This window comes from Aquiflexum gelatinilyticum, assembly GCF_024813435.1.
In the GTDB taxonomy this organism is placed as follows: Bacteria; Bacteroidota; Bacteroidia; order Cytophagales; family Cyclobacteriaceae; genus Cognataquiflexum; species Cognataquiflexum gelatinilyticum.
This window is the reverse complement of record NZ_JANAEZ010000001.1, coordinates 874,894-891,528: the sequence shown is the minus strand read 5'-3', so window position 1 is coordinate 891,528 and position 16,635 is coordinate 874,894. Positions and strand designations below refer to the sequence as shown.

20 protein-coding genes are annotated in these 16,635 nt (G+C 39.5%); 18 read left to right on the top strand and 2 right to left on the bottom strand.

All coding sequences use genetic code 11. The features are described 5' to 3' along the window. Window positions 1-6: 6 nt before the first annotated feature. The 3 genes from NK987_RS03795 (at window position 7) to NK987_RS03785 (ending at window position 4,111) form a co-directional block, all read left to right on the top strand. Window positions 7-678 carry a hypothetical protein gene (locus tag NK987_RS03795; protein WP_259262778.1) on the top strand — a complete coding sequence of 224 codons (672 nt, stop codon included), beginning with the start codon at window positions 7-9 and terminating at the stop codon, window positions 676-678. 47 nt (window positions 679-725) lie between these two features. Beyond that, window positions 726-2,450 carry a thiamine pyrophosphate-binding protein gene (locus tag NK987_RS03790; RefSeq protein WP_259262777.1) on the top strand — a complete coding sequence of 575 codons (1,725 nt, stop codon included), beginning with the start codon at window positions 726-728 and terminating at the stop codon, window positions 2,448-2,450. A 143-nt stretch (window positions 2,451-2,593) separates the two neighbouring features. After that, window positions 2,594-4,111: a M20/M25/M40 family metallo-hydrolase gene (locus tag NK987_RS03785; protein WP_259262776.1), complete on the top strand. Its 1,518-nt coding sequence runs from the start codon at window positions 2,594-2,596 to the stop codon at window positions 4,109-4,111. A 355-nt stretch (window positions 4,112-4,466) separates the two neighbouring features. Here NK987_RS03785 and NK987_RS03780 read toward each other — a convergent pair whose 3' ends face one another. Continuing rightward, window positions 4,467-5,237 (bottom strand): YdcF family protein, encoded by a 771-nt coding sequence (locus NK987_RS03780; protein ID WP_259262775.1) that lies wholly within the window; start codon window positions 5,235-5,237, stop codon window positions 4,467-4,469. Between the two features lie 86 nt (window positions 5,238-5,323). Here NK987_RS03780 and NK987_RS03775 point away from each other — a divergent pair, with 86 nt between their 5' ends. Next, window positions 5,324-5,536: a hypothetical protein gene (locus tag NK987_RS03775; RefSeq protein WP_258421692.1), complete on the top strand. Its 213-nt coding sequence runs from the start codon at window positions 5,324-5,326 to the stop codon at window positions 5,534-5,536. Between the two features lie 94 nt (window positions 5,537-5,630). Here NK987_RS03775 and NK987_RS03770 read toward each other — a convergent pair whose 3' ends face one another. After that, window positions 5,631-6,152 (bottom strand): YdeI/OmpD-associated family protein, encoded by a 522-nt coding sequence (locus NK987_RS03770; protein ID WP_259262774.1) that lies wholly within the window; start codon window positions 6,150-6,152, stop codon window positions 5,631-5,633. A gap of 52 nt (window positions 6,153-6,204) precedes the next feature. On the opposite strand from NK987_RS03770, the gene NK987_RS03765 reads away from it, so the two are divergent. The 14 genes from NK987_RS03765 (at window position 6,205) to NK987_RS03700 (ending at window position 16,601) form a co-directional block, all read left to right on the top strand. Further along, window positions 6,205-7,131, top strand: a complete 927-nt coding sequence (locus NK987_RS03765; protein WP_259262773.1) for a phytanoyl-CoA dioxygenase family protein — start codon at window positions 6,205-6,207, stop codon at window positions 7,129-7,131. Between the two features lie 367 nt (window positions 7,132-7,498). Then, a complete protein-coding gene (locus NK987_RS03760) occupies window positions 7,499-7,948 on the top strand; it encodes a hypothetical protein (RefSeq protein ID WP_259262772.1) in 450 nt (149 codons plus the stop codon). Between the two features lie 378 nt (window positions 7,949-8,326). Continuing rightward, window positions 8,327-9,070 (top strand): hypothetical protein, encoded by a 744-nt coding sequence (locus NK987_RS03755; protein WP_259262771.1) that lies wholly within the window; start codon window positions 8,327-8,329, stop codon window positions 9,068-9,070. Window positions 9,071-9,536: 466 nt separating this feature from the next. Then, complete coding sequence (locus NK987_RS03750) at window positions 9,537-10,136, top strand: class I SAM-dependent methyltransferase (protein ID WP_259262770.1); 600 nt, start codon at window positions 9,537-9,539, stop codon at window positions 10,134-10,136. Between the two features lie 167 nt (window positions 10,137-10,303). Beyond that, window positions 10,304-10,534, top strand: a complete 231-nt coding sequence (locus tag NK987_RS03745; RefSeq protein ID WP_338021192.1) for a DUF4184 family protein — start codon at window positions 10,304-10,306, stop codon at window positions 10,532-10,534. A gap of 171 nt (window positions 10,535-10,705) precedes the next feature. Further along, window positions 10,706-10,978: a hypothetical protein gene (locus NK987_RS03740; protein ID WP_259262769.1), complete on the top strand. Its 273-nt coding sequence runs from the start codon at window positions 10,706-10,708 to the stop codon at window positions 10,976-10,978. Between the two features lie 401 nt (window positions 10,979-11,379). Further along, window positions 11,380-12,930: a HEAT repeat domain-containing protein gene (locus tag NK987_RS03735; RefSeq protein ID WP_259262768.1), complete on the top strand. Its 1,551-nt coding sequence runs from the start codon at window positions 11,380-11,382 to the stop codon at window positions 12,928-12,930. Next, window positions 12,905-13,060 (top strand): hypothetical protein, encoded by a 156-nt coding sequence (locus tag NK987_RS03730; protein WP_259262767.1) that lies wholly within the window; start codon window positions 12,905-12,907, stop codon window positions 13,058-13,060. Before NK987_RS03735 ends, NK987_RS03730 begins: the two co-directional genes overlap by 26 nt. 26 nt (window positions 13,061-13,086) lie before the next feature. Beyond that, window positions 13,087-13,707: a hypothetical protein gene (locus NK987_RS03725; protein WP_259262766.1), complete on the top strand. Its 621-nt coding sequence runs from the start codon at window positions 13,087-13,089 to the stop codon at window positions 13,705-13,707. Window positions 13,708-13,914: 207 nt separating this feature from the next. Next, window positions 13,915-14,340 (top strand): hypothetical protein, encoded by a 426-nt coding sequence (locus tag NK987_RS03720; protein ID WP_259262765.1) that lies wholly within the window; start codon window positions 13,915-13,917, stop codon window positions 14,338-14,340. Between the two features lie 5 nt (window positions 14,341-14,345). Continuing rightward, complete coding sequence (locus NK987_RS03715) at window positions 14,346-14,516, top strand: hypothetical protein (protein ID WP_259262764.1); 171 nt, start codon at window positions 14,346-14,348, stop codon at window positions 14,514-14,516. A 1-nt stretch (window position 14,517) separates the two neighbouring features. Beyond that, the gene (locus NK987_RS03710) at window positions 14,518-14,946 is read left to right on the top strand and encodes a hypothetical protein (protein WP_259262763.1); all 429 of its coding nucleotides are present in this window, start codon (window positions 14,518-14,520) and stop codon (window positions 14,944-14,946) included. A 222-nt stretch (window positions 14,947-15,168) separates the two neighbouring features. Then, window positions 15,169-15,894 carry a hypothetical protein gene (locus tag NK987_RS03705; protein WP_259262762.1) on the top strand — a complete coding sequence of 242 codons (726 nt, stop codon included), beginning with the start codon at window positions 15,169-15,171 and terminating at the stop codon, window positions 15,892-15,894. Window positions 15,895-16,103: 209 nt separating this feature from the next. Beyond that, complete coding sequence (locus NK987_RS03700) at window positions 16,104-16,601, top strand: PEGA domain-containing protein (protein ID WP_259262761.1); 498 nt, start codon at window positions 16,104-16,106, stop codon at window positions 16,599-16,601. The last annotated feature ends 34 nt before the right edge of the window (window positions 16,602-16,635 follow it).

Sequence of the window (16,635 nt, the reverse complement as noted above, 5' to 3'; positions counted from 1 at the left end):
TCCGTTATGAAATCATCTAAAATATTTTTTCTTGTAATTCTTTCAGTTATTGGTTTTCATGGCTGTTTGCCAATGGACGATTTTCAGTTTCCTAAAGTGGAAGAAGATGCTTTGGTGGTTCAAGATACAGTTTACCGGGATTCATTTGTTTGGCCTGATTTTTCTGAACCTACTGATCCGAATCTGGATACAACTTGGACTTGGATGGATGGATTTTACCTAGAAGTTTTTAGCTATCCTCAGAATATTGGCAGTTCAAATAAAATCACCTTTCCCTGGTATACACAGGGAAATCCTATGAATATAAACAATCCTGATATGAAGCCTGAAGATGGATGGCAATTTGCTTTCAGAGACTTCGGAAATTCATCAAGGGTTGTTCCTATGCCATACTTTGCTTTGTATAATTCCGGGCAAGGGATGCTTAAAGTCTTTATTTATAATGCCCAGAACATAAGCACAAGTTATTTTTTGGGGAACATTGCTTTGAAGGTTGGGCCTCAGATTTTCTTCGTATCGGAGGCATCAAGAGCCAAAGCAAATCAATTTGACGGATGGATAAATTTGGAATTCAGCATTCCCAATCTCAAGTTACCTTTCGAAAGTGAAAGTACTTTTGTTCAGGTTACCTTGACAGGAATTCAGGAAAGTGTTGTGTCGATTTCTTCTTCACAATAGGAAAATTCACTTTCCCTTTTTCTCTGATTTTTATTAACTTCCTCTTTATGAACGGAGGAGAAATCATTTCCAGAGTTTTGGTCAATCAAGGAGTAAAGTTCCTTTTTACCCTTTGTGGAGGCCATATTTCACCGATTTTTGTTGGGGCAGAGAAAGCCGGAATCAAGGTCATCGATACACGACATGAGGCCACAGCGGTATTTGCTGCTGATGCGGTGGGTAGATTGACGGGGATTCCAGGAGTTGTTGCGGTCACTGCAGGTCCTGGGCTGACCAATACCATTACTGCCATCAAAAACGCCCAAATGGCACAATCTCCACTAATCTTGCTTGGAGGTGCTGCGGCTACGATGTTGAAAGGTAGGGGAGCACTTCAGGATATCGATCAACTCTCCATCATCAAGCCCATCGTGAAGTGGGCAGTCAGCATAAAAAAAGTAAAGGATATAGGACCGACATTGGAAAAAGCCTTTAGGATTGCACAGGAGGGAGTTCCCGGCCCGGTGTTTATAGAATGTCCGATAGATACATTGTATCCTGAATCCATGGTCCGAGAATGGTATGGCACCAAAAGTAAATCAGGAACCCGATCCCTGAAGGACAATGCACTTCAATGGTACATTGAGAGACATGCCAAGAAGCTTTTTGAGGACAAGGACAAGACTATTTTCAATTCACATCCCGCAAAGCCAAAATTTCCGCTGCATTCTGATTCACAATTGGCGAAAGCTGTTTCCCTGATCCAAAAAGCCAAACGCCCGCTGATGATATTGGGAAGCGGTGCTATGTTACAGCCTGAGTTGGCAGGGCAGCTTTCAGTTGCCATTGATCGCTTGGGAATCCCGGTTTATTTGAGCGGAATGGGCAGGGGATTACTTGGAAGATCTGGAAAACTTCATATTCGGCACAAAAGAAAGGAAGCCATCAAAGAGGCAGACCTGATCATCCTTGCCGGAGTACCAAATGATTTCCGCTTGGATTATGGCAGCCATATCGGTAATAGAAAATTCATCTCCATCAACAGAAGCAAAGCGGAACTTTTTCTCAATAAAAAGCCATCCCTTCCGATACAGGCAGATCCCTGTGGCTTTTTGATAGCCCTTTCTGCTCATTTGAAAATCAATTCACAGGAATGGCTAGATACTTTGCGGAAGAGGGATTCGATGAGGGATGAGGAGATTGGCAAACAGTCTGAAGAAAACATCAATGGTTTAAATCCTTTGAAGTTGCTTTGTGAGCTTGAGCATTTATTGCCCGAAAAAGCGGTTCTCGTGGCAGATGGAGGTGATTTTGTAGCGACTGCTTCTTATACTTTGCGGGTAAGACAACCCTTGTCCTGGCTTGATCCCGGAGCTTATGGAACCTTGGGAGGAGGGGCAGGATTTGCTATCGCGGCGGCTTTGGTCTATCCGGATCGGCCTGTTTGGATATTGTATGGAGATGGGAGTGCAGGATACAGCCTAATGGAATTCGATACTTTTCAAAGACATGGATTGGCCATCACTGCCCTCATCGGAAATGATGCCTGTTGGACCCAGATTGCCAGAGATCAGGTGGAGTTTTTGGGTTCGGATTGCGCGGTGAGGTTGGAAAATTCAGATTATGAAAAAATTCCAATTGCCTTTGGTGTTGAAGGTCAAAAAGTTGAGAATTTCGAGGTATTCAAGTTTGCTGTAAAAAAGGCTTTAGAAGTCAACCAACTAGGGAAATCCTTTTTGATCAATGCCATTATTGGGAAGACGGACTTTCGAAAAGGGTCGATTTCGGTTTGATTTTCATTCCTGTCACCCTTTTTTTTATGTCTTGTTGTACGAAATCTTATCAAGGATAGGGGAAAGTCATTAAATAATACTACTTTTTTAAATACCGACTTTGCCTTATCTTTTGCTTTCAATCCCCAAATACCCACCTTCCTATGAAAAAGCAACTTTCTCTTTTCGGTTTCCTTTTTGTATTACCAATCCTTCTTTTTGCCCAAGGAAAAAGAGCAATCGATTTGGATGCAGTCACCGAAAAAAATTTCCTTTCAGGAATTGCTATCCTTAATGACCTGATTTCCATCCCCAACAATTCCAATATTCCGGCAGAGCTTGTGCCAAACATTGCCTGGTGTGAGGATAATTTTGACAAGCGGGGATGGGAAATAGAAAGGCTGGAGACTTCAGGGTTTCCCATGCTATTGGCTGTAAAAACAGCTCCAAAGGCCCAAAAGACCGTTTTGCTTTATTTTCATGTGGATGGACAGCCTGTGGATAGAAAGCGTTGGGAACAGGAGGATCCTTTCAAGCCGGTATTGAAAAAAATGGCAAACGGCAAATGGGAAATCATTCCAATGGAAACCCTTCAATCCTCTTACGATCCTGAATGGAGGATTTTTGCACGTTCCGCTTCTGATGACAAAGGTCCTTTAGCGATGTTTTTGACAGCTTGGGATGCCCTGGTAGCGGAAGGAAAATCTCCGAATTACAACATCAAAGTTATTCTCGATTTCGAAGAGGAGATAGGTTCGCCAAATCTTCCGGCTGCGGTGGTCAAACACAAAGAAAAGTTAGCGGCAGATATGATGCTAATCATGGACGGACCAAGACACCTGAGCAATGAACCTACTTTGAGTTTTGGTGCAAGGGGAATCTCAGAAATTACGCTTACGGTTTTTGGACCAAGGGCAGCACAGCACAGTGGGCACTATGGAAATTATGCCCCAAATCCGGCATTTAGGTTGGCCCAATTGCTTGCTTCTATGAAGGATGACGAGGGAAGGGTGACCATCCCGGGATTTTATGATGGGATTAAGTTGACAGAAACTGAGAGAGAGATCCTCACTAAGGTTCCAGACAATGAATCCGATATCAAGAAAAAACTTGGAATCGGTAGTACAGACAAAGTTGGCACGACCTATCAGGAATCTTTGCAATACCCATCCCTAAATATCCGTGGAATGTCCTCCGGATGGATCGGGAATGAAGCAAGAACCATCGTGCCTGCCGACGCTAAAGCAGAAATCGACATCAGATTGGTTCCGGAAAGTGATCCCGAGAGACTCTTTGGACTTGTCAGAAAACACATCGAAAACCAAGGTTACCATATTTTGGATAGGGTTCCTACAGACGAGGAAAGGGCAAAATACCCAAAACTGTTGATGTGGAAAGGGAGTATTTCCTATCAGGCTTTCAGGACGCCGTTTGATTCCGAACCGGGTATTTGGCTGAACAAAGCCATGATCAGGGCATTTGGCAAAGACCCTATCAAAATCCGGATCAGTGGAGGTTCGCTTCCTATTTCACCATTTGTGGATGCATTGCAGATTCCTGCTGTGACCGTGGTGACGGTCAATTCTGACAACAACCAACATGGTCCAAACGAAAATATCCGCTTGGGTAATTATAAAGAAGGCATCAAGACGGCATTGGCGATATTGACCCAAGAATTGTAAAAGAGAAGCGAGAATCGAGTATCAAGAAGCAAGTATCAAGAGGTGATAAGCAAGGTGCGAGAAACGAGAGGCGAGAAACGAGAAACGAGATCCGTGAAAATTGAAAACCTGACAACCCGACAACCCGACAACGCGAAGCAGACAACAATTACAACCACTATAACAATTACAACCAATCAAAGGAGAGATTCTTCGCTTCACTCATAATGACGGATTCGCCAACTTGACAACCTGACAACGCGAAGCAGACAACAATTAGAACCAATACAACAATTACAACTAATCAAAAGAGAGATTCTTCGCTTCACTCAGAATGACGGATAAGAGACCCTTTGTCCCTCAGGTTGACGACTCCCTAAATATACCCCACCACCCAATACACCGTAATTCCGATCCATTCTTTGAAGAGTTTGTGCCACATGAAAATGGAATAAGGATCAGGTTGGAGCAATTGTGGGATACTGAATCGGGTGTCTTCAGAATAATAATCCACAGGGAAAGTATCGGTCAATACTCCGGCTTTGTCAAAGCAGCCTTTGGAACGTGGCATGTGAAAAGCGGAGGTTATCAATAAAAAGTTTTGGTCTAAGTTGAATCCTTTTTGGATCAATATTTCTTTGGAGAAAAGCGCATTCTCCCGGGTATTTTTTGCCGCAGGTTCTACCAGAATATCCTGTTCAGGGATCCCTGTCATTACCATAAAACCCCTTAGCAATTCGGCTTCAGTATTGGGATTAGCAGGATTAAGGCCCTGACCTCCTGTGATGAGGATTTTTTTGATTTTACCCAATTTATATAGTTGTACGGCATGTGTGGCACGGTCGGCACCTTTGTTGAAAAAAGTGCGGTCATAGGCGGTTTTGTTCAGGTTCGTTACGCCTGTCAGCACAATGCCGACTTCATACTCAGGTAGTTTGTCAAAGGCTTTGAAATCCGGTTCCCATGCTTTCATGGCTACATTTGCCAAAAACTGATTTGAGAAAAGAAGCAACAGAATGATCCCACTTCCCATTAATTTCTTGCCGTACTTCTTTTTGCGGAGCCAAAATCCTGATATCAATAAAATCAGGATAATGGTCATTGGCATGGCCAGAAAACTCAGAAACTGGGAAAGGTAAAAGAACATGCGGATGGGTTTTTGGGAAAAGAAGTTTTGCTTAAAGAGCAAACCTAATATGTATTTTCGAATTTATTAAAATGATTCTTAAGGCTGTGAGAAAAACAGTTGAAGTTTCTAAAGCTACTTTTTTGCTTGACCAAAAAAGTAGCCAAAAAAGTCAAGACGGCGGAATCCTATCCACCCACAAGGCCGGAGCCGGCCCGGTCCGCCGTCGTCCTACCCACCTCAAAAATACAAGATTCAGTATTAAGTTAAGATTTATGAAAAAAGTAAGATTTGCCTACAGATGGGCACAGAACAATTAACCAATTAACTAAATAACCCCTAACCAAATTAACCAACCCTTCGACAAGCTCAGGGACATAACAACAAATAACCAATAACCAATTAACCATCCAATCACCAGCCTTTATCCAGATTGTTATAGTACTTGATTTTTTCATTCAGCATTTTGTAGTCGAGTTTTCCTTTCACATCTTTTAGGTGTTCGATAATGGCAAGGGACTTGTTGAGCCGTGAATTGGTGTTTTTGACTTTGGTGACAATGTAGATCAGTCCCCGCTGTTTACCTTTGGTCAGTTCATAAAAATAGCCGCTCCCCACTTCATCTTGATCGAGGAGCACCTGCAATTCCTCAGGCATTTCATGTCCATATTCCGATAGGTCCTTTTCCAAGGTCATGGTGATTTTGTCTCCCTCGGCGATTTTGAGCTTTTCCCGGTTGGGCTTATTGAGCAGGATAAACCAATATTCCTTGGTTTTCATCAGGGCAGCAGGGAAGACCGGGATTCCTTCCAAGTGAACCCTGACCCGTCTGTTGTCTCCTTCAATAAACTGCACCGCAATGTCATCCGGCACGGGCAGGTGAAATCTCCAAAGATTGGTATGGAAATCTTCCAATGTGGATAAAAATGAGATCATTTCAGAGAATATTTTTCTCTAAATATCGCAGTTTTTCGGTTAAATTAACAGCATGACAAATGATCCCAAATCCAATTACTCGGTTTCCAAGACGGCCATAACCAAGCTCAAAGACCGGAGCAATGGAATGCCATTACAGGTAATGTCTGAGGCGGACTGGGATTTTTGGATCCACAACGGCTATGTGATTATCAAAAATGCTGTTCCAAAATCACAGGTAAAAAAGTTGGCGGATTTCCTTTGGGAATATGAAGGTAAAGATCCCCAAAACCCGGAGACTTGGTACCGAAAAACCAATCCGGATATGGAGATGAAGGAATTGGTCAATACCGGAATGGTCGAAATCTACCATCACCAATACCTTTGGGACAACAGGCAGACACCCAAAGTCCATCAGGCTTTTTCGGATATTTGGGGTACCGAAAAACTGTGGGTAACCATCGACCGGGCCAACCTCAACTTCCCCATCCGGCCCGGATTTGAGTACAAAGGTTTTATCCATTGGGATTATGACCCCGAAACCAAACCCCAAAATGTGCAGGGTGTCCTTGCCCTCGCAGACCAAACCGATGAAGAAATGGGCGGCTTCCAATGTATTCCGGAGCTCTATCGGACTTATGATACCTGGAAACTTACCCAAGCTGCCGACCGCAATTATTTCCAACCCGACATCAGCGGATTTGAACTGACCAAAGTCAAACTGGAGGCTGGGGACTTGCTGATCTTCAATTCCCTTTTGCCGCATGGAATCCGTGCCAACAAAAGCAAAGACAAAGTCCGCATTGCCCAATACCTCTCCATGATGCCCGCCGAACCCGAAAATGAATCCCTCCGTCAGTGGCGCATCCAAAGTTGGCAAAGCCGTGAAGCACTGAAAGGATATGCCTTTCCCGGTGACCCTTTAAAAAGGGAAAAACAACATCCTGTAGCTGAATTGACAGATTTGGGGATGAGATTATTGGGATTGGAGGAATGGTAGGGGAAGTACGAGAAACGAGAAACGAGATGCGAGATGCGAGAGAGAGTGCCGAGATGAGGATTCAATTCTAAATAAATAATGATGAATGAATTTCTTTGGAAATATAGCTATCACCTACCTTAAGCTGCTTTAGTGAACGGCTCAAAGGTACCTAAGGTGTAACGCAGACACGGAGTATGGGTAGGAGAGACACGGAGTATGGGTAGGAGGGACACGGAGTATCCCTAGGGGAAGGTGGGTGGAACTGTAGCGGGACCTTAGGTAAAGGGTAGGAGATCCTAAGGTGAGAAACAAGGTTGTTTCCCAATATTCTGACATTATTCCTAAATTTAATGGGTTGGCGTTTACAAACTTTAATGGGTAGAATATGATGACTCGGCTTTTTCTTTACATGCTTCTTGGGCTCCACCTTTTTCTGGGTTTGGGAGCATTAGCCGGAGGGGGAATGTTGGTCCTGCAACCGGATGGTTCCTTACTTGGTATGGAACCGGGATGGCTTGCTCAATCGCCATTTAGTTCCTACCTCATTCCCGGTTTTATACTCTTTACTTGTAGCGGCTTGCTTCCTCTGTTTTCCTTTGTTGGGTTACTTTTTAAGCCAAGATGGCGATGGGCAAATGCGCTCAATATCTACCCAAACAGGCATTGGGCTTGGACATATTCCCTGTATTCGGGCATTATTGTGATTACCTGGATTACGGTTCAGATGGTTATGACACAGTATTTTTGGTTGCAACCGGTTATGATTTTCACCGGGTTGCTGATTGTTATTTTCACTTTGACGCCTTCCATCGTGAAAAAATTCGAATTGGAATGAGCGGAAAAATCAATAAAGATTCCCTGATAAGCCTACAAGGCCGAAAAACCCCGTGAGGGATTAATCCCCCAAGTTTATGTGTGCGGAAGTTATCCTTTGGGAAATAAAGGTCATCCAATAAAGTCCGTTTGGGGTTGAAATATTTTTTTAAGATTTAATTTTAAGCAAATGGCGGGCGAGGATTGGGTTCTTTTGAATTCATGAAGAGGACAAAAGTCTTGTCAGCTAAACTTTAAGGTTTTTTCTTTATTTTCGTCCGGATTACCAAATAAAGATATTAAGTTGAAAATTAAGAGCGGAGAGATAGTTCGGAAATATTTTCATTGCTATGCCACGGCAAATGAGTCCCGTCTTTATTCAAAAGACATTCAAAACTTAATGCGCATCAAGAACTGTAATCCGGGATTGGATAAAATAGTCTTGTTTATTGCCATCAGTAAGGTGAAGGAAATCAGTTCTTATGATGAGTTTTTTGTGAAAACTGTTAAGAAAATCTTTCTCGGACATCCTTCCATAGAACTGAGGGAAATCTACTTTAAAGATAATACCGGACGTGATTTCAGTTCATTTCAATCACTGTTTGAAAAAGTAAAAATCACTGCCGATCCTGAGGATTATATCCTGTTCCAAAATAGAAGTGGTTATGGTCCATTTCATGAAAACTGGTACAGCCAATTTGTAAAACAGTTTGAGAAATTTGATTCAATAGCCCTTTGTGGCAGTACCATAAATTTCCTTGACCACCCAAAAAGGAGTTTAAGGAATGATTTACCACATGTACAGACATATTCTTTTTTAACAAAAGTTTATTTCATGGATATGCTTGGAAAGGCCTTTCCTGCTTCAAATGAAACCAAAAAACTGGATATAGTCCTCAACGGAGAAATAGAAATGAGTCAATTTTTTTTAAGAAATAACATTAAAATAACCTGTATGGAATGGCCTGATTTAGCGATTTCAAACCAAACTATCCCCCCTATTTCATCCGACATTAAAACCAAGGTTAAGGCAAGGCATTATTTCTACCACAGGATGTACTTTAGAAAAAACAAAATTAAAAAACTCGGTCAAATATTTCCCGGAATGGTCCTTTGGATGAATTTTGTAAAACAGGGGTTATAAAATTCATTTGAGGTGATTTCATTTATGCATTTTTTTCATCTGTGGAAGTTTTTTTGGTAGTAGTTCTTTTGTTTTTTTAGCTATAGCTGAATCCCAAAAAGGTACCACAATGCCTTCTGAAGTTGGTTAACTTGATTCTTGCTCATCCGTTATTCCATTGGACTACTTTACAATTATTCAGGCCACAACCAATTTCCATAAATTATAATTGTGGAAAATACCCCGTATATTTTTTTATAAGGGTTAATTATTGATTAGTTTTAAGAAAATAAATGATTTATGGTAATTTTTAGAATAAAAATTAGCCCTTTAAAATAGATTTTGATAATAAAAATAAATAAAAGGGTTGTATTATTAACCAATCAGCAACATAAAAGACAAGGCAATTTGGTATTTCTACCAAAAACAGAGAGATAAACGCAGTTGCGGTTATTTTTTGAAATCAGCATTCATTAAAAAGAAAACCATGGGAGGAATTAAGTCAAAACTTACAAAAGTTATTTATAGGAATAAATTCCCTATTCAAGAATACAAGCCGGTTAAAAAAACAATTCCGGATAAAACCATCCAAGTCGCATCTGCATGGAAAGGATTGGAATTAATTATTGAAGATATCTTGGATCAATTTAATATTGAAAGGGACAGTTGTATCGAATTTGGTGTAGAATTTGGATTTTCGGCCGTGGTCTTCTCCAATTATTTTAAAAATGTAACCGGTGTTGATATATTTCTTGGGGATGAGCATACGGTATTTAAGGGAGATCATTACGATAATACCAAGAAATCCTTATCTGAATTTGAAAACATTAAATTGGTTAGGTCTGATTATAAAGAATGGATTAAGAAAGATAATGATCAGTATGATTTTGCCCATGTCGATATTGTCCACAATTATAAAGAAACATATGAGTGTGGCTTATGGGCAGTAAAACACAGCAAATGTTGTATTTTTCATGATACAGATAGTTTTCCTGAGGTGAGACGTGCCGTTTTTGATATTGCCAAAATAACGGGGAAGAATGCATACAATTACCCTTATCACAATGGGTTGGGTATCATAGTTTAATTAGCGCAATATGAATTGTATGAATAAAAATTGTTGGGATGCCTTAAAACAAAATGAATACTCAAGGCAGGATTTCAAAAATGGATTGTAGCGACAACAAAAATCGAATTCAAGTAGGAATTGCAAAATGATTTTGAGTCAGCCAAAATGCATTTGCTCGTAAATAAATCAAGCAAGACTATTTTTACATTAAATCCTTCATTCATTCCTTTTTCCACGCTGCCCTTGTTTTTTATATCGAATGGGATTTCAAAAAATGGACTTCCATGACCGGCTTGATCATTGGCAGCTTGGTTCCTGATTTTGAAAAATTCATCAACATGAGACCGGGAAATACCTTCAGCCATACTTGGGAAGGTATTTTTTGGTTCAGTCTGCCGGTAGGTTTATTGCCCTGATTTTTTTTTGATGGGCTTTTGGCGACTTGTTTGAATTACCAAAAAGAATTAAGTTTAAATAGTTGAAACTTATCCGGAACTTTCGTGCCATGTATGTCATAGGCGAATATGGCGCCATGATTTTGGGTAGCAAACCGGTAATATCTAACCTAACTTCAAAACCACACTGATATGGAAAAAAAGAGCTTCACAGAGATGACTGAAGACGAATTATTGGTAGAAAAAGACAAACTGAAAAAATCGAAAATTTTTCACGCCACCATGATTGGCTTTCTTGCCGGAATCCTCATTTTCGGATTGGTAGGTTGGGGTCTATCTGAAGAAAAACGATTGGGATTTTTTATACCCATGGTAATTCCGATGGTGATCATTTACAGGTTGGTTAAAAACCCAAAAGTGAACAAGGATTTAGAAGAAGCCCTGAAAGAACGTAGGCTGAATTGAGGCTGACCGGTCAAAATACGACCAAGCCTTTTCCTAAGCAGTTTTTTTGTGGATTTCTCTTGAGGGTGAAGTGGATAAATGGGAATTGATTATCACGACCATTTCAGCTTTTAAGATAGGGCTGATTGGTTTTTCGATTTGGAATTAGGTTTTTTATATAGCAGCAGTCAAAAATCTTAAGGATTAACAAACTTAGAAGCTACCACCTTTGAACTGCCATATTTTGATTTAATTTTTGATGAGCTAAAAAGCCTCTTGCTTGAAAAACTAAAAAGGATTAAGTTTAAATAATTGAAATATATCCGCAACTGTTGCGCTATGTATTCCATATGGCATACAAAGCGCAATGATTGCGTGAAGCAAATCGTTACAAGCAAGCCTAACAGACGACACAGCAAGAAATGGAAATTTGGCAATACTTTGAAATTTTAAGACGACCTAACAAGACTTGGTTTTTCTCAAAGGACAACACCGAAGAGAAAATTAACGCCTTGACCAAAATCGCCAATGACGGTTATCCAAGTATTATTTCCAACTTGACAGATTTTCTAAAAGACGACAACAAAGAATTAAGAGAAACCACTTCAAAGACAATTACTCACTTGTTCAAAAAGATTGAAAGCAAAAAAGGATATTACGACACTCTTAAACATTGCGGAATTTCAAAAAGTGATATTGACTTTTACGAAACCAATTTTCCCAAAGAACAATTTGTTGAGTTATTGGCAATAAGTTCATTAAACGGAAGTGGATACGTAAGAGAAAAAGCGGTTAAAAAACTTTCACAGGTTGACAGTTCAAGAGCTATACAATTCTTAATCTATCGTTTAGCCGATTGGGTTTTGCCAGTTCGACAAGCTGCACTAAAAGGGATTGACAACTATAAAACAACTGACTACATTGATAGCTTAATTGAAAATTTACCAATTTTTGAGTGGCTTCAAAAAGTTGAACGGACAGACCTTGGCGGTATTTACCAAGACATTGTTGAGTTCATTGCTTCCACAAACAGGGCATATGTAATTGGCAACTTCAAAAAATATCCAGACAAACTAAGAATTTTATTAGCAAGGCACATTTCAAATTCGCTTAGCGATAATCCACAAGAATTAAAATTGTTCTTAACCGACAAACATTTTTTGATTAGGAACTTATCAATACAGCATTTTGATAAACTTGGTCAATCAGAAATCGAACAATTATTGAATGACAAATCAGCGAATGTTCGACTTCAAACACTTTATTGCTTAAAAGAACAAAACGGCTTTGAAACAATTGCAAAGAAATTTTTAGCGGACAATTCCGCTACAATAAGACATTTTGCAAGGTTCACGCTTAAACAATCAATAAATGACTTTTCTCAATTTTACAATGACAACTTACAAGAAAGCAAACAAGTCATTGGGTCATTAAGCGGACTTGCTGAAACGGAAGGTAAACAGTATTCGGAAACAGTTCAGGCATATTTGAAAGACAAAAAAATAAGAGTTAAAATGACAGCGTTTTTAGCTCTTTGCAAACTTGATGAAGTAAGTGCTTATGACTTTGCATTTATGAACCTTGATAGCCAATATCTTGGACTTAGAAACGTAATCATTGAATTTTTATCACACATTCCGAGACAAGAAGTTTTGACAAAGGCAAAAAGCATTTACGAAACAGGCAATTATGACCTAAAAAAGTCAATGCTAAAACTCTTCAACAAAGTTGGCGGTTGGACAGCAATTCCCGACTTGATGATTGGAACAATTGATGAAAACGAGAACATAAGAAAATTGGCGTTTGGCTATTTACAAATTTGGAGAACACAAGCAGTAAGACTATTCTCAACACCAAAACAGGGGGAAATTGAAAGAGCAAAACAGATTTTCAGCTTCGTAAACGATACACATCAGGACAAACAATATTTTAAAACAAACCCAATAGATGGACTTGACTTTTACTTCAAATAACAGAAGGCCTGCTTGTAACATCACCTATACGCAAGCAGGGGTTTCGTGCTTCGTAGGACAGGAAAGTGCTAAATTTGAAGTTCAGTTCTTCGTAGGAAGTTCAGTGGTAAAAATCCCTGCCTGCGTATAGCTGCAAACCGTTGTGCACAAGCTAAAATGAAGACACTAACGACAATATTATCCCTATTGATTTTGATTGGTTGCGGACCCAAAAACCAAGACCAAAATCAGACAGATAAAAGAACTGAATTAATTCCTGAACCAGACAGGGACACGCAAAGCCAAACAAAGAAGGGTCAGTACGGAAATGAACCGAAAACTAAGTGTAATTGTGACGGACTTGTAGATTGGCGAAAAGATGTGAAGGTCAAACTATTCGACCAACCAAATGGACAAGTAATCAACACCTTAACACATGACATTCAAGGCGAAGACTTTTTGACTTTTACAATTTACGACTCCCAAGATGAATTCTTTAAAGTAAAAATTGGTCGTGCAATCAAAGGACAACAACAAACAGGTTGGATTGAAAAGGAAGATTATCTTGGGACTTATGCAAGAAATTACTCCGACAATGACACCTTGTTTCTATTTACCAACCCTGACCTGAAATCAAAGCCGACTGACACAATAAGTAAATATTACACAGAGCTTTACACAATTACTGACTGCGAAGGAAAATGGGCAAATGTGATTATGAAAACGACTGACAAAGAATTCAAAGGATGGATTGAACCTGAAATGCAATGCTCAAGTCCATACACGACTTGTAATTAAGAAAATGAAAAAAGCCAGTGCACAACATTGTATAAGCGTAATGCGGGCTGAACGTGGAAAATTGAGCATTTTTGCTCCTAATAAACATTGCGGTAGGCAGACAGTGAATCGCTCCGAAACCCCGCACTACGCTTATACTTTACCGTTATGCCCAATGCTAAGAGGACAGTCCGACTAACAAAAACAACTAAAGAATAAAATTGACAAATGTGTTTTGCAGTATACATAGGGACAAATAAAGAATTAGAATTAGGAACTTTCGTTGCTGAACAGACAGACATATATTTTGAGAAACTTAGTGAAGAAGAAGAAATTGCTTTACGACCAAAATTCTCAAAGACAAACATTTATTACGTTGGTTCAGACACAAGTTGTTCTTGCGGACTTGTTTTTGAAAGTGAAAATTTTGACAACCCTGACGAACAAACAAATAAAAAATCACCACAACGACTTATTGACCTTTTAAATGAGTTGACCTTAACAGAGAATATTGAATACTATTGTTGTTGGGAGGGTGATTGGAGTTTGCCGACCGAACATAAAAGAGAAATTGACATTAGAGAAATTTCATTGGACAAAAACTATTTTGTTGGGACAGAAAAAGAGTTTATAAATTTCAGACAACAAAAATGAGACGTATGAAAAGAAGCACAGGGCATAACAGCACCTACCCAAAAGGCGGGGTTTCGTGTTCCAAAGACAGTTTTGTGGTTAATGGAAGTTTAGCCTTTCAAATCAAGTATTGTGGTAAAAGTCCCGCCCTTCGGGTAGCTGCAAAACGTTGTAGGCCATTGTTAGGGAAAGAATAGAATGATCAAAATAGAATTTGAAGAACCCCAGATTGAAAAATGTGATTGTTGCGGACAAGAGATCTTTCGACTGACACGGTTTGTATATCAGGACAACGATGCGTTTGGAGTTTATTACATAAATTTTACACGCGGACATTCTCCAAAAGTAGCATATGGACTTGTGGGACTAGGAGAATGGGGGGATGGTTCGGAACCTAATGACAGAATTGCTTTCCCCTTTAAAATCTGGACAAATGAATCACACTATCAAGTGGGACTGGTTGACGCTGACGAGTCACCGTGGAGTCACGTAACATTTTTAGGACAAATTCTCAACAGAGAAGAAGGATTGAAACATGACTGGATTAAAGATGTTTTTCATGTGACTGACCACATTGTAGCGGATGACAAAATTGTTGTGGATTTCTTTACTGAGCATGATGAATGAACAACGGCCTACAACAACGGCTATAAAGCATTACTTTTGATTAATTATTTTTTAAGGATAAAAGTCACGAATTTATAGCCAGGCGTTAGCACCAATTTTATGACGAAACGAGCAAAGACATTATTTACAATTCTAATTCTGACTGTAACGACTGTTTACGGACAGACTTATGAACCTTTGGACCTAGCAAAAAAGATATTCGGCAAGGACAGTTTACCAAACATGGACAATTTTATCACAGGAGAATATAAAGGGCGACCAAACGGACAAGATTTGCAAAGTGGCTCAACGACAAAGTTCACGTTACTCGGACAGGAAGTGAAAACAGCGGTTGTAGCAATGACAATTTTAGACTCATTGGGCAAAGGACTTGACACTTATTTACATTTTGAGAAGGACACAGTTTGGAAAATGAGTGCATTCAGAGCATTAGCAATGACAGGCATAATTGAAGAAGTAAAAATTGAGCTTGAAAAAATGACTTTACAACAAGTGGACGACATTATTGCCAAATCAAAAAAGAAGAAAAAGGACGACTTCGCAATGTTTACTTCAAGAGAAGATTATAATTTTCAATTAGGCAATACAAAGCTGACACTTGAATTAGACGACAATATTGCTAAACATTTTGTAACTAATCAGTTAGAATTTGAAATACTTAAAAATCTTGCATTGACGCAACTTGAAAAGGAAAAAGTAAATGAAGAGAGAAGTTTAAAACTTATTGAAAATTTAAAAGCTGACTATCAAAAACTCTTCATTTCTTCTTTATCGACAGGTGGTTATGAATTTGGAAACTGCATCAATTTTATAATTGGCGGTATGGTTGACAATTCTGTTGGATACATTTACGTACAAGACAAAAAGGACTTACCCGAAATGAATTCTGACCGAGTAATAATGATAAAAGAAATTGGAAACGGCTGGTATATCTACAAGACGACATAATGACGACAGAAAGAAAAACTGGTGCTAACAGGCGTTTGGCAAAAAAGCGGGTTCAGTGGTTAATTGAACATTCTACCTCATATCAACTTTTGTGGTGAAAGGCAATTTCCTCATCCTATAGCTTAAGAAATAGCCCAAACTTTTCCCCCTCCCTTCCTTGTAGTTTTGACAATAGGCCTTAATATTGTAAAACTAAATTTCAAATTTTAATGAAATCCATCTATCTCCAATCCATTGCCCTATTCTTGGCTGTTGCTATTTTCTTTGCGAGTTGTGGCAGTACGACCATGATCCAATCTATCCCATCAGATGCCAAGCTGTATATGAACGGCGAGTATATGGGGAATACGCCCTACACTTACCGCGATACCAAAGTAGTGGGCAGTTCCACCTTGGTTAAATTGGAAAAAGAAGGCTACAACCCCTTTAATACCTCTTTTTCAAGGGATGAGGAGTTGGATGTCGGCGCTTTGATAGGAGGGGTCTTTTTGTTGGTTCCTTTTCTTTGGATCATGAAATACAAGCCATTCAGGACCTATGAGCTTCAGCCTGCTGCAGAAGGATTTGATACCAACTACTATTCCATCCCAAGCGGTTTGGATAAGACCAAGGCAGATAAATTAAGAGAACTGAAAAAACTGTTGGACGAAGGTGTCATCACCAAGGAGGAGTTTGATGCTGAGAAAAAGAAGATCCTAGAAAGTTAACATTCCTTTTTTTACATAAAATCCATTTTCAAAA